This window comes from Bacillus haynesii (assembly GCF_014042035.1).
Lineage (GTDB): Bacteria > Bacillota > Bacilli > Bacillales > Bacillaceae > Bacillus > Bacillus haynesii.
Window position 1 is genome coordinate 813,195 of sequence record NZ_CP059494.1, and the last position, 17,983, is coordinate 831,177.

General features: G+C 46.4%; 14 protein-coding genes. 7 read left to right on the forward strand and 7 right to left on the reverse strand.

Annotated features, from left to right (window positions below; translation table 11 throughout):
• Position 1: 1 nt before the first annotated feature.
• The 3 genes from H2R00_RS04170 to odhB all read left to right on the forward strand — a co-directional run bounded on the left by H2R00_RS04170 (position 2) and on the right by odhB (position 6,429).
• Complete coding sequence (locus H2R00_RS04170; protein WP_182070511.1) at positions 2-1,915, forward strand: nitric oxide reductase activation protein NorD; 1,914 nt, start codon at positions 2-4, stop codon at positions 1,913-1,915.
• A gap of 384 nt (positions 1,916-2,299) precedes the next feature.
• Positions 2,300-5,134, forward strand: coding sequence for a 2-oxoglutarate dehydrogenase E1 component (gene sucA / locus H2R00_RS04175; protein WP_182070512.1), 2,835 nt, complete (start codon positions 2,300-2,302; stop codon positions 5,132-5,134).
• A 14-nt stretch (positions 5,135-5,148) separates the two neighbouring features.
• Positions 5,149-6,429 (forward strand): 2-oxoglutarate dehydrogenase complex dihydrolipoyllysine-residue succinyltransferase, encoded by a 1,281-nt coding sequence (odhB, locus tag H2R00_RS04180; protein ID WP_154996612.1) that lies wholly within the window; start codon positions 5,149-5,151, stop codon positions 6,427-6,429.
• Positions 6,430-6,460: 31 nt separating this feature from the next.
• Here the strand turns inward: odhB and H2R00_RS04185 are convergent, their stop codons facing one another.
• On the reverse strand, positions 6,461-7,441 hold the full coding sequence (locus H2R00_RS04185) for a bile acid:sodium symporter family protein (RefSeq protein WP_182070513.1): 981 nt from the start codon (positions 7,439-7,441) through the stop codon (positions 6,461-6,463).
• 214 nt (positions 7,442-7,655) lie between these two features.
• Between H2R00_RS04185 and H2R00_RS04190 the strand changes: the two genes are divergently transcribed.
• Positions 7,656-8,996 (forward strand): sodium-dependent transporter, encoded by a 1,341-nt coding sequence (locus tag H2R00_RS04190; protein ID WP_154998251.1) that lies wholly within the window; start codon positions 7,656-7,658, stop codon positions 8,994-8,996.
• 259 nt (positions 8,997-9,255) lie between these two features.
• Here the strand turns inward: H2R00_RS04190 and H2R00_RS04195 are convergent, their stop codons facing one another.
• From H2R00_RS04195 to H2R00_RS04205, 3 genes are all read right to left on the reverse strand, one after another.
• Positions 9,256-9,783, reverse strand: coding sequence for a stress response protein YvgO (locus H2R00_RS04195; RefSeq protein WP_154998249.1), 528 nt, complete (start codon positions 9,781-9,783; stop codon positions 9,256-9,258).
• Between the two features lie 629 nt (positions 9,784-10,412).
• The gene (locus H2R00_RS04200) at positions 10,413-11,258 is read right to left on the reverse strand and encodes a superoxide dismutase (RefSeq protein ID WP_182070514.1); all 846 of its coding nucleotides are present in this window, start codon (positions 11,256-11,258) and stop codon (positions 10,413-10,415) included.
• Positions 11,255-13,144 (reverse strand): terpene cyclase/mutase family protein, encoded by a 1,890-nt coding sequence (locus H2R00_RS04205; protein WP_182070515.1) that lies wholly within the window; start codon positions 13,142-13,144, stop codon positions 11,255-11,257. The genes H2R00_RS04200 and H2R00_RS04205 overlap by 4 nt, the downstream gene beginning before the upstream one ends.
• Positions 13,145-13,411: 267 nt before the next feature.
• Here H2R00_RS04205 and H2R00_RS04210 point away from each other — a divergent pair, with 267 nt between their 5' ends.
• Both H2R00_RS04210 and H2R00_RS04215 read left to right on the forward strand, forming a co-directional pair.
• Positions 13,412-13,813 (forward strand): cytidine deaminase, encoded by a 402-nt coding sequence (locus H2R00_RS04210; protein WP_182070516.1) that lies wholly within the window; start codon positions 13,412-13,414, stop codon positions 13,811-13,813.
• A 17-nt stretch (positions 13,814-13,830) separates the two neighbouring features.
• Positions 13,831-14,367, forward strand: a complete 537-nt coding sequence (locus tag H2R00_RS04215) for a GNAT family N-acetyltransferase (RefSeq protein ID WP_182070517.1) — start codon at positions 13,831-13,833, stop codon at positions 14,365-14,367.
• A 20-nt stretch (positions 14,368-14,387) separates the two neighbouring features.
• On the opposite strand, the gene H2R00_RS04220 is transcribed toward H2R00_RS04215, so the two are convergent.
• From H2R00_RS04220 to H2R00_RS04230, 3 genes are all read right to left on the reverse strand, one after another.
• Positions 14,388-14,555: a hypothetical protein gene (locus tag H2R00_RS04220; RefSeq protein ID WP_182070518.1), complete on the reverse strand. Its 168-nt coding sequence runs from the start codon at positions 14,553-14,555 to the stop codon at positions 14,388-14,390.
• A 7-nt stretch (positions 14,556-14,562) separates the two neighbouring features.
• Entirely contained in the window at positions 14,563-15,810 is a 1,248-nt protein-coding gene (locus H2R00_RS04225; RefSeq protein WP_244958280.1) for an MFS transporter, read from the reverse strand.
• Between the two features lie 125 nt (positions 15,811-15,935).
• Positions 15,936-17,423: an aldehyde dehydrogenase family protein gene (locus H2R00_RS04230; RefSeq protein ID WP_182070519.1), complete on the reverse strand. Its 1,488-nt coding sequence runs from the start codon at positions 17,421-17,423 to the stop codon at positions 15,936-15,938.
• 267 nt (positions 17,424-17,690) lie between these two features.
• Between H2R00_RS04230 and H2R00_RS04235 the strand changes: the two genes are divergently transcribed.
• Positions 17,691-17,900, forward strand: a complete 210-nt coding sequence (locus tag H2R00_RS04235) for a DUF6501 family protein (RefSeq protein ID WP_043928038.1) — start codon at positions 17,691-17,693, stop codon at positions 17,898-17,900.
• The last annotated feature ends 83 nt before the right edge of the window (positions 17,901-17,983 follow it).

The window sequence follows — 17,983 nt, forward strand, 5'->3', positions numbered from 1 at the left end:
TATGAAGTTTATTAAATTCAATGACAGCAAGATTGACTCTTTGCTTTTTATGGAGCTGACAGATCTGGCAAAAACGCTCGCGAAAAGCGATCAGGTTGAAGTGGAGTACGGGGTTCAGTCTTATTACAATCCTTTTGAGAAAACGATCTACATGAGCCACTTTTGGAAAGACCGGAACCACCGTGATATGGTAGACGGTTTGAAGAGCGATGTGTACTTGCGGTCAATCGGCTCCCGCTACAGCTCGATGAAAGACTTTTCCCGCATGCTGGACTCGGCTCGGGAATATCAGTTTAAGAGTTTGGCAAAACAGTTGTTTATGCTTTTTGAGGATATCAGAATCGAAGAGTCCATCAAGAGGGAGCGTCCCGGCACAAAACCGGTATTTTCAAGCCGGAAATCGATGTACCGCAAACACTTTGCGACCCAGCTGACGCTGAATCTGGAGCGGAGCATTTTTACAGATGCTTTGTTTTGCGCTGTATATCTTAAGCTGACCGCAGAGTCACCGCTTGAAGAGATACCGGCTATCCATGAATCAATCGACCCGATGAAGGGGTTTATAGAAGCCGAGCTCGCCCGCGTATTCGAAGCGCGTTCAACTGCTGACATCGTTTCGATTGTAAACGGGTTAATGGAAGGTTTTGAAGAGGTGCTCGAAAAAGATATGCTGAATACGTACTTCTTTTTTCCGGAACTGGAATATGAACAAGTTGACGAAGAAGCGCTTTTTCAAGATTTGAAAGCAAAACCGAAGCTGAGCGAGGATCTGACGCTTGAAGAGAAAAGTGCGGGTGACGAGGAAGTTCATGAAGAAGAAATGCCGACTTGGCACAGAGAAACGGAAGCCCCGGCCAAAAGCTTTCTCCAGTTTGATTTGGAGCACGGCGCAAAAACCGATATTTCCGGCGGCGCTTTAAGAGAAGGAGAAGACGGCGACCAAGCGCTCGGGTCTGTTCAAGGTACGGCGAAGCAGACGAAAAGGAAAGACTATTCAAAACTTGAATCGCTTGAATCTGTTCAAGATGAACCGAACGCCGGAGCTGCCCAAGCCGGCAAAGAAAACCGCTATGCATTTTCGGTGATGAAGCTTCCGGAAAAACCTTCGAATGAAGACATATTAGACTACCAGGCTCAAGCCAAAACCATCGAATCATATCAAAAACGGCTCAAACAGATGATTCAAAAAACACTCGAGCATAAAAAAACGCTTCCGAGAACCGATTTGCATGCAGGCAGATTGAACAATAAACTGCTCCGTTACTTTACGGAGCGCAATCCGCGCCTGTTCTATAAAAAACAAGAGCCGTCTACAGAAATCGACGCCGTTTTTACATTGCTCGTCGACTGTTCAGCAAGCATGCATGACAAAATGGCAGAGACGAAACGGGGCATTGTGCTGTTTCATGAAGCGCTTAAATCTGTTGCTGTCCCACATCAAATCGTCGGTTTTTGGGAAGATACAAACGATGCGACAGAGATGAGCCAGCCCAACTATTTTCATACGGTCGTCTCTTTTACGGATTCCTTAAAAGCAGGCGCCGGACCGCATGTCATGCAGCTTGAACCGGAGGAAGACAACCGGGACGGATATGCGATCAGGCAGATGACGAAGATGCTTGTTCAAAGAAGCGAAGCTCAGAAGTTCCTGATCGTCTTTTCAGATGGGGAGCCGGCCGCATTCGATTATGAACAAAACGGGATTGTCGATACACATGAAGCGGTTATGGAAGCGCGGAAACGAAATATCGAAGTCATCAATGTATTTTTATCAAACAGCGAAATCGAAGAATCGCAAATGAAGACGATACAGGACATGTATGGAAAGTACAGCCTTTTCGTCCCGGATGTCGATCAGCTTCCCGATGTTCTGTACCCGCTTTTAAAAAAGCTGTTGAACAAAAGTATAAGATAGATGTGACAGATGGCAGCAATACTCGCGGCCATCTGTTTCTTATCGTAGAAATACAGTGAAATATTGAAATTTTTATTATTTTTATCAACTTAATTTTTTACGGAGCACATCCGGATGTTAAAAAATAGACGGTCAGGGGAAATATGTGAATAAATAAAGAGCCGGTTTAAGAGTAGACAATCTGAAAGTTCAAAATTATAAATTTTTTTATTTTTCAAGATGATTTTTTAATTTTATTTGAACAATCTGTGTAGAAACAAATGAGAAACAGTGGTAAAATATACGTGGAAGCGTTTTTATTACATATTTCTGGGCGCAAGGTTCAGAAGATATATTAAGATAGTGAATCATTCACTTGATTATTAGGTTGGGGGTAATGTTCAAATGTTTCAAAATAGTATGAAACAAAGAATGACTTGGGAAGAATTTCACGGTCCGAACCTCGGCTATGTGCTGGAGCTTTACGATCAGTACGTCAAGGATCCAGAAAGCTTGGATGCTGATTTAAAAGAGATGTTTGACGAACTTGGAGCTCCCCCGGGCGATATAAGGGCCGCCTCTCTAAAAAACGAAGAGGCAGATTTCACGGCTGGATCTATTCAAAAAATCGCATCAGCGATAAAACTTGCAGAAGATATTAGAACCTATGGCCATTTAAACGCTTCCGTCAATCCACTAAGAAAAACACAAGAAAAACAGGAGCTTTTTCCTCTTGCTGAGTACGGGTTAACTGAGCAGGATGTGAAAAAAATCCCGGCGTCTGTCCTATGCAAAGATGCCCCTAAAGAAGTAACGAACGGTTTAGAAGCCATCCAGTACTTAAAAAACACATACAAAAAATCGATTTCTTTTGAATTTGACCATGTGCACATTTTTGAAGAGCGCAACTGGCTGATGAAAAAGATTGAATCCGGGGAATTATTCACTCCGAAATCGAAAGAAAAGCTGGTGGAAGTTTTAAGAAGGCTGACAGAAGTTGAAAGCCTTGAACAGTTTCTCCACAAAACATTTGTCGGGCAAAAACGCTTTTCAATAGAAGGACTTGATGCGCTTGTGCCGATGCTGGATGATATTATCGCCAAGTCCGTTTCGGCAGGTACGACAAACGTTAATATCGGAATGGCGCACAGGGGCCGCCTGAACGTTCTTGCGCATGTGCTCGGAAAACCTTATGAAATCATTTTTTCTGAATTCCAGCATGCGCCGAACAAAGATCTCGTTCCGTCGGAAGGTTCGACAGGGATCAATTACGGCTGGACGGGTGACGTAAAATACCACCTCGGCGCCAACCGTCAGATTCAGGATGAGCATACGAAAACGGCGCGCATTGCGCTCGCGAACAATCCGAGCCACCTGGAGTTCATCGATCCGATCGTTGAGGGATCGACAAGAGCCGCCCAGGAAACGAGAACAGAGAGCGGCTATCCGGTTCAAGACGTCAAAAAATCGCTGGCGATTCTGATTCACGGCGATGCGGCATTCCCAGGGGAAGGCATTGTCGCGGAAACGCTGAATTTAAGCCAGCTTAAAGGCTATCAGGTGGGCGGAGCGATTCACATTATCGCCAATAACATGATCGGCTTTACGACGGAAAGCAATGAGTCAAGATCGACGAAATATGCAAGCGACCTTGCAAAAGGCTTTGAAATTCCGATCGTCCACGTTAATGCGGATGATCCTGAAGCATGCCTTTCAGCGGTTCAGCTCGCTGTTGAATACCGCATGACTTTCAACAAAGACTTTTTAATCGATCTGATCGGCTACCGCCGTTTTGGCCACAACGAAATGGATGAGCCGTCTGCAACGCAGCCGATGCTGTATGATGCGGTCAGAAAGCATCCGACCGTCAAAAACATCTTTGCTGAAAAGCTGATTCATACCGGGATCGTCGATAAAGAAACCGTCGACAAAATCAAGGACGCTGTCCTGAAGCGTTTAGAAGAAGCCTATCGCAAAGTGCCGGCCAAAAAGGAAGACATGACGCATGAAATCGTTCTTCCGGAGCCTGTTTCCAACGGTTTTCCTGATGTTGACACATCGGTTGATGTTGAAACTTTGCACAAAATCAATCAGGAGCTTGTTTCATGGCCTGAAAACTTCAACGTTTTCGATAAGCTAAAGCGAATCCTCGAAAGGCGCGCCAAAGCGTTCGACGATGACCGAAAAGTCGACTGGTCGCTTGCAGAGGCGATGGCGTTTGCATCCATTTTGAAAGACGGCACGCCTCTAAGGCTGACCGGGCAGGATTCAGAACGCGGCACATTCGCACACCGCAACCTTGTCCTTCACGACAGCAAGACAGGGGACGAATTCATCGCACTGCATCACCTTGCAGATACGAAAGCGTCATTTGCGGTTCACAACAGCCCGCTTTCTGAAGGGTCCGTCCTTGGCTTCGAATACGGATATAACGTGTCTTCGCCGGAAACGATGGTGATCTGGGAAGCGCAGTTTGGAGATTTTGCAAACGCGGCGCAAGTTTACTTTGATCAGTTCATTTCTGCAGGAAGAGCGAAGTGGGGACAAAAATCAGGGCTGGTTGTTCTCTTGCCGCACGGCTATGAAGGGCAGGGGCCTGAGCATTCAAGCGGAAGAACGGAACGCTTCCTTCAGCTGGCGGCGGAAAACAACTGGACTGTCGCCAACCTGACGAGCGCTGCCCAGTACTTCCATATTTTAAGAAGGCAGGCGAAGATGCTCCTTCGCGAGGAGATCCGCCCGCTGATCATCATGACGCCGAAAAGCCTGCTGAGAAATCCGAATACCGTGTCAGAAGTGCAGGAGCTAAGCGACAGCAGCTTTAAGCCGGTCTATGAAATGTCAGGACTTTCCCATCAGTATGACAAAGTGACGCGCCTCGTCCTTTCAAGCGGTAAAGTTTCGATTGACATCAGCGACCATTTCAATAAAATGGAAGTTGAAAAAGATTGGCTGCACATTGCACGGGTTGAAGAGCTGTATCCTTTCCCTGCAAAGCATATTAAAGCGATCTTCAGCAAACTCCCGAATTTGGAGGAGATTGTCTGGGTACAGGAAGAACCGCAAAATATGGGCGCATGGAACTATATCGAGCCTTATTTAAGAGAGGTTGCTCCAAAGGACGTGAAGGTCCGCTATATTGGCAGAAGAAGACGTTCAAGTCCGGCAGAAGGGGATCCGACGGTTCATAAAAAGGAACAGGAACGCATTGTATCTGATAGCTTGACTCGCAAAAATTAAGGGGGAACTAAAAAATGGCGGAAATTAAAGTACCTGAATTAGCGGAATCAATTTCAGAAGGAACGATAGCCCAATGGCTGAAACAACCGGGAGATTATGTAGAACAAGGGGAATTCCTGCTTGAGCTGGAGACTGATAAAGTCAACGTGGAATTGACGGCAGAAGAGTCCGGCGTTCTTCAGGAAGTGCTGAAAGATTCCGGTGACACAGTTCAGGTCGGCGAAGTAATCGGAACGATTTCAGAAGGCGAAGGAAAAGGAGGCAAATCAACGGCTCCTCAAGCTGACGCTCAAGAAAGCGGCGGCACTTCGGAAGAGAAGGCAGCTTCATCTGAAAAGACAGCCGAACCTCGCGAAAGCGCGAACGATGAGGCGGATGCAGCCAAAACAAGAACAATCGCTTCTCCGGCTGCCCGAAAGCTCGCCCGTGAAAAAGGCATCGATTTATCGGAAATTCCTACTGGTGATCCGCTCGGAAGGGTCAGAAAACAAGATGTTGAATCTTATCAGAAAAACGAGCAGCCGCCAAAAGCTCAGCCTGAACCAAAACGCGAAACACAGGCGCCGGCCGCTAAACAAACCGAAGATGCAGGTAAACCGGTAGAGCGTCAAAGAATGTCCCGCCGGAGACAGACGATTGCCAAACGCCTCGTTGAAGTTCAGCACACCGCCGCTATGCTGACGACATTCAACGAAGTGGACATGACGGCGGTCATGAACCTAAGGAAACGCCGAAAAGATCAATTCCTTGAGCAGCATGACGTGAAGCTCGGATTCATGTCATTCTTTACAAAAGCTGTTGTCGCCGCGCTGAAAAAATATCCGCTCCTCAACGCGGAAATTCAAGGCGACGAGCTTGTGATCAAAAAATTCTATGACATCGGAATCGCTGTTGCTGCGCCGGATGGCCTCGTCGTACCGGTCGTGCGCGATGCAGACCGCAAAACCTTTGCTGATATTGAAAGAGATATCGGAGAGCTTGCGAAGAAAGCGAGAAACAATAAACTGTCGCTCAACGAGCTTCAAGGCGGTTCCTTTACGATCACAAACGGAGGAACGTTCGGATCACTATTATCGACTCCGATTTTGAACAGCCCGCAAGTTGGTATTTTGGGCATGCATAAAATCCAGCTGCGTCCTGTAGCAATTGATGAAGAGCGCTTCGAAAACCGCCCGATGATGTACATTGCATTATCGTATGACCACCGGATCGTCGACGGTAAAGAGGCGGTCGGCTTCCTGGTCACGATAAAAAATCTGCTTGAAGATCCTGAACAGCTTCTGTTGGAAGGTTAAATCAAGAAAAAAGCTTTGGCCGCATGTACGGTCAAAGCTTTTTGTTTATCTTCTGCGGGGCAGGAGAATGATTGTCATTCTTCTGCTTCTTTGTTTTTTTGCCCCAATATGTCGCAAGCCATGAGCCTGAAAGGTTATGCCAGACGCTGAAAACAGCGCTCGGAACAGCGGAAAGAGGGGAGAAGTGCGCCGTCGCCAATGCCGCGCCGAGACCCGAATTCTGCATGCCGACCTCAATAGCCACGGCTTTTTGAGATGCATAATCCATTTTAAAGCACTTTGCCAAGATAAAGCCGAAGAAAAGTCCGAGGCCATTATGAAGAACAACAACCGCAAAAATCAACAGCCCCGATTGAATAATGTTTTCCCGATTGCCCCCGACGACCGCTGAGACGATGGCGACGATGCCGAGAACGGAGACGAGCGGAAGCACCTGAACAGCTTTTTTCACTTGTTTTTTAAAGAAAAATTGAACGATCAGACCGGCAATAATCGGAAGCAGCACGGCCTGCAAAATCGACACGAACAGCGAGTCCGGAGATACCGGAAGCCATTCTTTTGCGAAAAATAAAATGAGAAACGGCGTTAAAAAAGGCGCAAGCAATGTGGAAACCGTTGTGATCGCCACAGACAGGGCGATGTTTCCCTTCGCAAAAAATGTCATGACATTTGATGCCGTTCCCCCGGGGCAGCATCCCACTAAAATGACCCCTACCGCTATTTCGGGGGGAAGACCGAGGCCATAGGCCAGTCCAAAAGCGAGCAACGGCATGACCGTATATTGAATCAGCACACCGATCAGCACATGCAGGGGACGTCTCAGCAGCTCTTTAAAATCGTCCGCTGACAATGTCAATCCCATCCCAAACATAATCACGCCAAGCAGGATCGTAATGTAAGGGATGATCCAAGTGAACTGCGACGGAAAGGCAAAGCCGAGAACCGCAAATAGAATCACCCAAATGGCGAACGTTTTTCCTGCAAATTGACTGATTTTGATCAAATAACTCATAAGTCCAGCTCCTCACATCTGTAGAAAATGTAACATCCTCTTATTATAATTAATATTCTGAATAATTCAATACTAGTAAAATAAAGAATTGTTTAAAATAATATTATTATGTAAACTGAAAGAAATGTTTGAAAACCTTGACGAATTCGTTTATGCTTTTTAAAATGATAGTTTGTAGCCATGTGCAATTAGACCGAGAAGAAGAGGTGCTTAAGTGGAAAATAAACAAAATATATGGTCATCAAAGCTTGGATTTATCTTAGCTTCGGCCGGCTCGGCAATCGGGCTCGGCGCGATATGGAAGTTTCCTTATGTTGCCGGAACAAGCGGCGGCGGAGCATTTTTACTTATGTTTATTCTTTTTACTTTATTGATTGGGCTTCCTTTATTAATGGCGGAGTTCATTATCGGCAGAAAGACTCAAAAAGATGCCGTTGAATCCTACAAGGAGCTGGCTCCCGGCTCGCTTTGGCACTGGATTGGACGCCTCGGCATTATCACGTGTTTTATTCTGCTGTCTTTCTATAGTGTTGTCGGCGGCTGGATCATCATTTATATTGTCAAAGGGCTGACCGGTGAACTGTCAAGAAGTACGGATTATGCCGGGCTTTTCGGGGAGACGATTGCAAATCCGTATCTCGTTCTTGCGAGCCAATTTGCATTTATCATGCTAACGATCCTTGTCGTTGCAAAAGGAGTCAGAAGCGGAATTGAAAAAGCGAGCAAGTTTATGATGCCTGCTCTGTTCATTATTTTTCTGCTTTTGATCATCCGTTCGCTCACACTTCCCGGTTCAATGGAAGGCTTGGAGTTTTTCTTAAAACCTGATCTTTCCCATATCACAGCCAAAACGGTGCTGTTTGCGCTTGGACAATCCTTTTTCTCGCTGAGTGTCGGTGTTTCCGTTATGGTAACGTACAGCTCTTATTTATCGAAAAAAGAAAACCTTGTACAATCAGCCGTTTCAGTGACATTGCTCAATGTATCTGTAGCGATTCTTGCCGGGTTTGCAATTTTTCCGGCCGTTTTTTCATTCGGATTATCTCCTGATGCCGGCCCGATGCTGTTATTTAATGTGCTGCCGTCAGTCTTTCACAAGATGCCTTTAGGAATCATCTTTTTATTGGCGTTTCTGCTCTTATTTTTATTTGCTACACTGACGTCTGCATTTTCAATGCTTGAAATTCTTGTTTCTTCCTTGTCAAAAGGGGACCCTAAAAAAAGACAGGCTTTCGCTTGGGCGGGAGGAATTGCGATTTTCCTATTCGGAATCCCTTCAGCATTATCATACGGCGTGCTTCAGGATGTATCGATTTTTAATCTATCGATTTTTGATGCGGCGGATTATCTTGTCAGCAATATTTTAATGCCGCTCGGCGCTTTGCTCATCGCCGTTTTTGTGCCGCTTAAAATTCCGAAAGACGAGCTGTTTGCCGAATTGAAAGAGGGCTCTAAAATCAGCAGAAAATGGTTTGCAGCCTGGCTTCTGTTGATTCGCTACGCAGCTCCAATCGTCATTATTGTTGTCTTTTTGGACGTCATCGGCGTATTCTAAGATTGAATTGTTTATAAGCCGGATAAATCCGGCCTTTTTTTCATGCAGACAGTTGCGTGCCGGTAAAGATAAGCATCGCTTAGGTGAGCAGTGCAGTCTTTTTGGTCGGCTGTATGATCGGCAAGGCAAGTGTTTGATAAAAGGGGAGGAAGGGAAAAAGCGGCTGTTTTTCTGGGGCAGAAATATTAAAAAAGCCTGCCGGTGAATTCGCTTATACGATTTTACCGGCAAGCAGAAGAGGGGGATACCTTGACTTTGATTAAGGCTTACGGAATGTTACAGTTTGGCCGTTTCGATCAAACCAGCCTTTAAATGCCCAGTTAATCCAGCCGCCGTCTCCTTGGTTTGTAAATTGTCCGCTTTCAAATACCCAAATGCCGTAAATCACGCCATGATAGTTGGCAGATCCATAAAATTTAACTCCTCTTAAACCATTATGATAGCCTTGGCTTAAGTTGAACACCATGACATTGTATCTTTGGCCTGCAGAATAAAAAGCGGTTTCCATGCAGTTTTTGACGAAACCGCTGCGGTTATTGCTTTGAACGATAGCATCCCTAATCGAGTTTCCGATTCCTAAGAGATCGAGGCTGATGCTTAGATCAATAGCAGAAGTTTTAAACTGTTTTTCCTGGTTCAATGACTGATTGAGAGGTGTGGGTATAGACATAGAAGGTAAGGTTGTTACAGAACTGTCCGTATGTTTTGATTCTTTCGCTTCTGATAAGTACGGCAGACAAGTCAACCCGAGCATTAAGGCTGTAAAGAAAGCAAACATTTTTTTCATAATTAACCCTCCTAAAATAAATTGCCATTTTTCGAAAAACTGACCAGCTGAATCAGACAAACATCGACAGTTTGAACATTTATTCCCTCCCTTCTTGTAGAATAGCTAAACGATTTTTGAAATTAGAAGAATGAGGAAAAGTGACTATTTTCCAAATAAATCAAAAAATGTTCACATTTCATACTTAAGGCACAAATTTGGGATATATTGATAGAATGTTGCAGATTCGATATTTCATAAAGGCATGATCAAAATAGCGGATTCGGAAGGGTGCATGGTTGTGGGATTTCTCTCCCGACGCCGCCTCAGCAATCTCCGTGTTATCAGTTCTAACAACCCTCAAGATAAAATGGAATATTTAAACTTTTACTTGGCATCTTATTACATACGATAAAGGGTTTAAGAGAAATAGATACTTGTATGAGAGTGATAAGATATCGGCACTTTAGCTCGATTCGGCCAGTGTCGACGGTTGCCTGGCACCGAGAAGAGAAAGGTGTGAGAGGAAAGGCTCGTCCGCTTTTTGAGGCAAGTCTTTTTCATCTCTGATGACGGGGAGGCCGATGTCCGGTGCAACTATCGAAACAAAACAGGACTTCAATAGTTGAAGTCCCGCCATTGAATTTGAATCAGAACGGCTCCCATAGAACGCGCTTTGCTGTCGCAAATCGCCTTTCAGGTTCTCTCCAATCAACGACATTCCACCAATTATCGACGTATTTTGCCTTTTCATTTTTATATTGAAGGTAATATGCGTGCTCCCATACGTCGAGCGGGAGAAGGGGGATCACATCCCATTGGCTCATCAGCTGATGTTTTTCTGCGATCAGGATTTCCAAGCGGTGCGAGCGGGGCGCCCAGACGAGGATCGCCCAGCCCACGCCTTCCACCTTTTTCGCCGCTTCGGAAAATTGTTCTTTAAAGGCCGAATAGCTCCCGAAAGAACGGTTGATCATCTCCAGCAATTCGCCTGTCGGCCGCCTTTTTCCTTTTGGGTGCATCGCATACCAAAATATCGTGTGCAAATAGTGCCCGGCTCCGTGGAAGGCGAGCTCTCTTTCCCAATGGTTTACGAGGTCGAACTGTTTGGTTTGCCTCGCTTTCTGCAGTTCTTTTTCAGCTTTGTTTAAGCCGTCGACATAGCTTTGGTGATGTTTTGTATGATGAAGAAACATAATTTCTTTTGAAATATAAGGCTCAAGGGCTGAATACGAGTAGGGCAGGCTTGGCAGGCGATGGCCTCCGATCGGCACTGTTCTGAATGGCTGCCGGCCTGCTTGAGATGCATCACTGCGGGAGATGGCCTGATACACGGCTTCTGCCTGTTCATACCATTCCTGTTCGGTCGCACGAGGATCATCCAGTGATTGAAAAAGGTTTTCTAAATGGCTTTCTAAAGAAGTATCATCTTTCATCTGGTCTTTCAGGTTTTTGGCCCACGACGCTATTTTTTCTTTGTAAGCATCTCTGTTCAATATGTCTCCCTCATTTCCGCTTTTTTAATAAATGCGCTTGAAGCGAGCAATGAAAACACAAAAGGATAGCTGTGATAGCGGATGTAGAATTGTTTCGGCAGCCCGATTCCCGTCGGGTATTCGAGTCGCTCACGCGAGGTTTCGTGATCATCGATGAGAAAACGAATCCCTTTTATGATCTGTGGATCATCCGGACGCTCATATTGCAAAAGCGCCTCCAGCGCCCATGAAGATTGAACAACTGTTCCAAAGTGAAGAGGGACAAAACGCTTCGCTTCACAGCTTTTGCAAGATTCTCCCCAGCTTCCGTCTTCACGCTGGATCGATTTAAGCCAGGAGATCGCTTTTTTGACAGACGCGTGGTTGCCGGAAACCCCGACAGCTTTCATACCGGTGAGTGCGGCCCATGTACCGTAAATAAAGCAGACGCCCCATCTGCCATACCAAGAGCCGTCCGCTTTCTGATGATGATCAAGCCACCCGAGGGCGCGCCGGACCGCAGGATGGTTATCTGTGAACCGCCCTTTAAGCCCGAGCAGATGAAGAACGCGTCCAGTCAAGTCTGCCGTTGACGGATCGACTGCTGCGTCAGCTGCTGATTCGAGCGGCAGATTTCGGATGAGCGGATGGTCAACGTTTTTTTCAAATGCCGCAAACCCTCCGTCCTTGTTTTGCATGGATAAAAGCCAGGCGAGCCCCCGGTTCCATGCAGCCGGACGCCGTTGAAAAGGAATTGCTTTTAATGCCGCAGCGGTATCGTCCAAATCGGGATTGTTTGTATTGATGTGTGAAAAACCCCACCCGCCAGGGACCGCTTGAGGATTTGAGACAGCCCAGTCCGCTTTTTTCACATGCTGTCTTTTGAGAAGGTAGTCGGCTGCCGATGAGATGGAAGAATGTTGTTCAGGCATTCCGGATTCCTGCATGGCATAGCTGATGAGGGCCGTATCCCAGACGGTGGAAGTTGAGTTTTCCAGATGGGCGCCGTCTCCTCCGCATGATGAAATGAGACTTTTGATTCCGCTGACTGCTTTTTTGACAATGGGGGCGTTTTTTGCTATTCCCATCGCCAGCAGGCTGTAAATCATGAACATGGTCGCGCTCGCATAGCTGTATAGTGTTCCGTCTTCTTCGATTCTGTCCAGCATATATTTTTTGCCCGCTTCAAATCCGAGCTGATGGACGTAAGCCGGCCATTGAAAGAGCTGTTTCCATTGCAGATTGAAAGAATAGAAGGTTCTCTCGTCAAAAGAGCGGATGTTCAGCCAGTCGAGAGGGTTTTTTGACATGGCTTCATCCAGGTGCCGAAGCGAGCCGATTTGGCTGTTTTTTAAAGAGAATCGCCGATTAAACGTAATCGCCATCGGGACAAAATGAATTCTTGCATATGTGCTGAAATGGTAAAAATGCAGCGGGAAATAGGACGGGATCAGTAAAAATGAGAGCGGAATATAGGCTCTCGGCCATGGATACAGACCGTTGGCGGCGAGCATCCACTTCGTCATAAAGTGGACGTCCTTCAATCCGCCTGCGTCCTTAATAAAAGCCTCGGCTTTCTGCATATGCGCATCTCTCCGGTCATAGAGCCCCGAAGCCAGCATCCCGGTATAGCCCTGGACTGTCGCTGTTAAATTGCCCGCTTTTTCATCCGGGTGATTGCGAAACGCGCCGTCTTCGCTCTGCCTTGAACGGATTCGTTCAGCAAGACTTGTGATGAGAGAAGAGTCCTGATCGCCAAGTGAAGTCAGCATCAGAATGAAAAAACTGTCTGTCATCACGGGCCCTTCAAAACAAAAACGCCACGAACCATCTGGCTTCTGTCTATTTTGAAGCTCTGCGAGCGTTTTTTGTCTGAAAGCTTTCACGTCTTCTAGTAAAGAACGCAATCTTCTCATCTCCTTCATATTACTGTATTCATTTGGGAAATGTGTCATGCCAATCGGGTGAAAACAGAAGAACAGCGATTTTGAACAGGCGATGAAGATACAGGCATACGTCAGCAGGGGCTTGCCGGCTTTTGTTAGGCGGTGAGCATCATTAGGAAATCGTGAGCCTTCCGATTTTGTCTTTGAATAACTTCATTTACCTCCGTTCCAATTTCAGGTATTGTAAAAAGAGAGACATTAGTAACAATGTTTGGGGGATGGTGCTGAATGAATATTGAACAGATGCTGTATGATACAGCAGTCGACTTGATCAAAAAGAGGTATCCGACCGGATGGGGCGGGGCAGCCGCCATGTACACCGAAGACGGAAGAATCTTAACGAGCGTGGCTCCGGAAGTAATCAATGCTTCAACAGAATTATGCATTGAAACGGGCGCCATTCTCGAAGCCCATAAGTATCAGGCGAAAATTACGCACTCTGTTTGTGTTGCGAGAGACGATGAACATTCCGAATGCAAGGTATTAACGCCGTGCGGGGTATGCCAGGAAAGGCTTTTTTATTGGGGTCCGGATCTTAAAGCGGCTGTAACTGTACCGGATGGGCGTCTGGTTTATAAATCTTTAAAGGAAATACAGCCATACCATTGGTTTGCCGCGTATCAAAAGTAGCAAGGGAGGGGCGGTCGATGTTCGAGAGCTGCAAGGTTTATCTCAGGCCTATTGAAAAAGGCGATATGAAGAGCTTTTACAAAGCCGTTCAAAATGAAGACATCAGGTATATGACGGGCACGACGCGCGAATTTACGATGGAAGACCTTTATGAGCACTACGAGAGAATCTCGAGTGATGAGACGCGCTATGATTTTGCCGTCTGCTTAAAGGAGGACGATCGTTTGATAGGCGATCTGTCCATTATGGACATTGACCGGACGAATCGAAAAGCGGGATTTAGAATTGCTTTGCACAGCCCCGCTAATTTGAACAAAGGCTATGGCTTTGAAGCGGTGCGGCTGGCCATGCAGTTTGCTTTCGAAAGGCTCCGCCTTAACCGCCTCCAGCTCGAAGTCTTTTCACACAATATCCGCGCGCTGAAAGCATATGAAAAAGCGGGATTTAAAAGGGAAGGAACGGTCAGGGAGGCTCTTTATATGAATGAAAAATACTCAGATGAAATCATTATGGGAATATTGAAGCGGGAGTACGAAGAGCTGATATCCCGCTGAAGCGGAGGGCGCACAGCATTTTATTCTACTCCAGCGCCGCTTTGTGTATTCTTATTTTTCAATCTTTGCTGAACGGCTGCAAATGCCGCCGAAAACAGGCCGCTGGCGATCAGCGCCGCTGCATCGAATAAGCTTCTTTTATTTCTAAAACGATCACTCCAAATATACCGTTGATGAGAAAAATCCACAACAGCTTCATCCTTCTATTTCCCCTTTCGTCTGCTGCCTTGCAGACTGGCTGTACGTTCTCACATCCCGCACGAAAAATGTGACAGCGGCTGTTCCGGCATATAATACAGCGGCAGCGATAAATACGCTTTGCACCCCGATCAAGTCCGCCAAAGCCCCCATAATGGCGATTGTTAAGACAGACCATGCAGTCAAAATAGTATTTTTGGCGGCGGTGACCGGTGCACGCTCTTCATCTGTCAACGTATCTTGAAGGATAACCGTCTGGCTGACGTCTCTTACTTGATAAAGCGGACCCATCATGATACAGAGGATGACCGAAAGGAGGGGATTTGACGAATAGGCGAATAAAAGCGTTGTGATTCCCATTGAAACAGAACCCAAGACAATCATGAGGCCAAGCCTTTTTTTGAGCTGGTTGGAAAAGAGCACAGCGAGAATGCCGCCCAAAATCGCTCCCAAAAAATAACCGGCATTGATGAATCCCCACCAAGCCTCTCCTTTATTTAACACCTCTTTTGTAAAAGCCAGCAAAACGGCGGAAGTCCAGACCGCATTTGCTAAACCTTCTGACATGTCCATCATCGTAAGCAACAAAACAGTTTTCTTCCTGTATACAGTGCGCCAGACTGATTGTATACGGGTTTTTTGACGAGGGGGAACCGCTTTTTTGAAATCAGGCAATTTGATTAAAAGCCCTGATACGAAAAAGAGTCCTGCTGTAAACACTGTCAACGTATGAGTCTGGGCCAAAACAGTTAAATAGCCGCCGAGACCCCAGCCTGCTGCCTGAACAAACTGGTTGACCGTCACGATGCTTCCCGATGCCGCCACGTAATCGCGCTTTTTAATCGCTTGATACAGTAAACCTAATTGTGCGGGGGAATACCACGAGCCGACAAAGCTTTGCAAAAATAGCAGCATATAAATGATATAAGAGGGTAAGCCCAGCGATTGGCATAAGCCGATGCATAATGCGCAGACCGCTCTGAACCATGTTGAATAAGCGGCTGTTTGCAGCAGGTCGAGGCGCTGAATAGCAAAAGCAGCCATCGCTCCGCCTATTACACTGCCGAACGAGGATAAAGCCAAAACCAGACCGGATCCGAATACAGAGTTCGTTTCCTTAAACACATCGACCATGACGATGATCGTCATCAAAATCGACCCGACAGCCTGTGCTGTTTGTGACGCCCATATGTATCTAAAACTTTTTTGATTCCAGAGGGTTTTGCCAAGAGAGGAAGAATACACGGTTTTATCATTCCAGTCGACTTAAACTATCATCTATTTTACCATATGTATCTATAAATGTTTACTTCTATAAAAAAGAAAACCGCCCTGATCGACAGGGCGGCTGCAGAAACTCATGTCTTGCGTTATTCGCCTGTATGAATCCAGACGCTTTTTACTTCTGTATAGTTATCCAGAGCGTATGAGCCCATTTCACGTCCGAGTCCCGACTGTTTGTAGCCGCCGAATGGGGATGCGGCGTCAAAGGCATTATAGCAGTTGACCCAAACGGTACCGGCTTGCAGACGGTCGGCGATATAGTGGGCGTTTTTCAAATTTTCCGTCCATACGCCAGCAGCAAGGCCGTATTCGCTGCGATTGGCCCGTTCGATGACTTCATCTACCGTTTCATAAGGGATCGCCGCCAAAACAGGACCGAAGATTTCTTCTTTTGCTATTGTCATCTCGTCTTCGACATTGGTGAATACAGTCGGAGAAACAAAGTATCCCTGTTCATAAGGGCATGTTCCGCCGGCTGCGATTTTCGCACCTTCCTGGCGTCCTTTTTCAATATACGAGAGGACGCGTTCGTGCTGCTCTTTGCTGACAAGCGGTCCCATTTGCGTGTCTTCATGAAGGCCCGCACCTTGGCGGAGTGATTTGGAATAAGCGGCCATTTCTTCAACGACTTTGTCATATTGGTCTTTATGGATGAAAACGCGCGATCCCGCACAGCATACTTGGCCCTGATTGAACATGACGCCGGTTAGTGCGCCTGGAATCGCTTTCTTCAGATCGGCGTCAGGGAGGATGATATTCGGGGACTTTCCGCCGAGCTCAAGGGTAACCCGTTTGACCGATTTGGCCGCTTTCTCCATAATCTTTTTGCCGATTTCCGTTGACCCTGTGAATGCCAGTTTGTCAACAAGGGCGTGATCGGTCAGAGCTTCTCCGGCCGTCTCACCGAAGCCAGGAATGATGTTGATGACGCCTTTCGGGAAGCCTGCCTCATCGATCAGTTCCGCTAAATACAGAGCGGAAAGCGGCGTTTGTTCCGCCGGTTTTAAGACAACCGTACATCCGGCTGCAAGCGCGGCTCCCATTTTCCACATGGCCATCAGAAGCGGGAAGTTCCAAGGGATAATTTGCCCGACAACTCCGACAGGCTCATGTCGTGTATAGTTGAAATAAGGTCCGTTAACAGGAATCGTCTGCCCGGTTATTTTCGTCGCCCAGCCCGCATAATAGCGCATATGTTCAATTGACAGCGGAATATCGCCGGCGGTCGTTTCGCTGATCGGCTTCCCGTTATCCAGCGTTTCAAGCTGAGCCAGTTCCGTTTTGTGTTCCTCCATCAGATCGGCGAGTTTGTACATCAGCCGGCTTCTTTCGGCCGGGTTCATCGTCCGCCACTCACCGCGGTCAAAGGCTTCCCGCGCAGCTTTTACCGCTTTGTCGACATCCTCGGGACCTGCTTCATACAAGGTGGCGAGCGTTTCACCAGTCGCCGGGTTTGGGGTCTCAAACGTTTTGTTTGAGGCGCTGGCTACAAATTCCCCGTTAATATAGAGCTTCTTTGTTCCCTGCAAAAATGACTCCAGCTTCTTACTGACCTGCATCGTTAATGAACTCATGTTTGTCAAACAAACCTCCTTTAAAATTTTGGTCTGTCTTCAGGTGAGTTGTCTTGGTGCTGGTTTGTCTTTTGATTCGGTCATTACGCGGATGAAAGAGGGATATATTTCTGATTTTGGAACTATACACCACCATTCTATAACAGGGAATGAAACCAAATCAATATTCATGCTTGGCAAAATCACATTCGCCAGCAGAGCGCATTGCATTTCGGCGAAAAAACGCTACAATGGAAACTATACACGTATGAAAAAGGAGACATCCACATGATTCACGAAAAATGGCAGAACAATAAAACCATTAAAAAAGTAAAGTGCATACATACCGATGCCAAAAAGTACATCGTCAACAGAGCGCTGACCGTCGGTAACGTTTACGAGGTCAAAAACGAAACGGAAGAGTTTCTGTTTATTATCGATAATACAAACAAAGTCGGCGGCTATTACAAAGAATACTTTGAAGAAGTAAAAGCTTGAATTCATTCGCCTGGATCATCAAATCACACATGAAGGGTTGTTGAAGAAAAAAACACAGGCCTTCCTAAAAAATCGGCTGACTG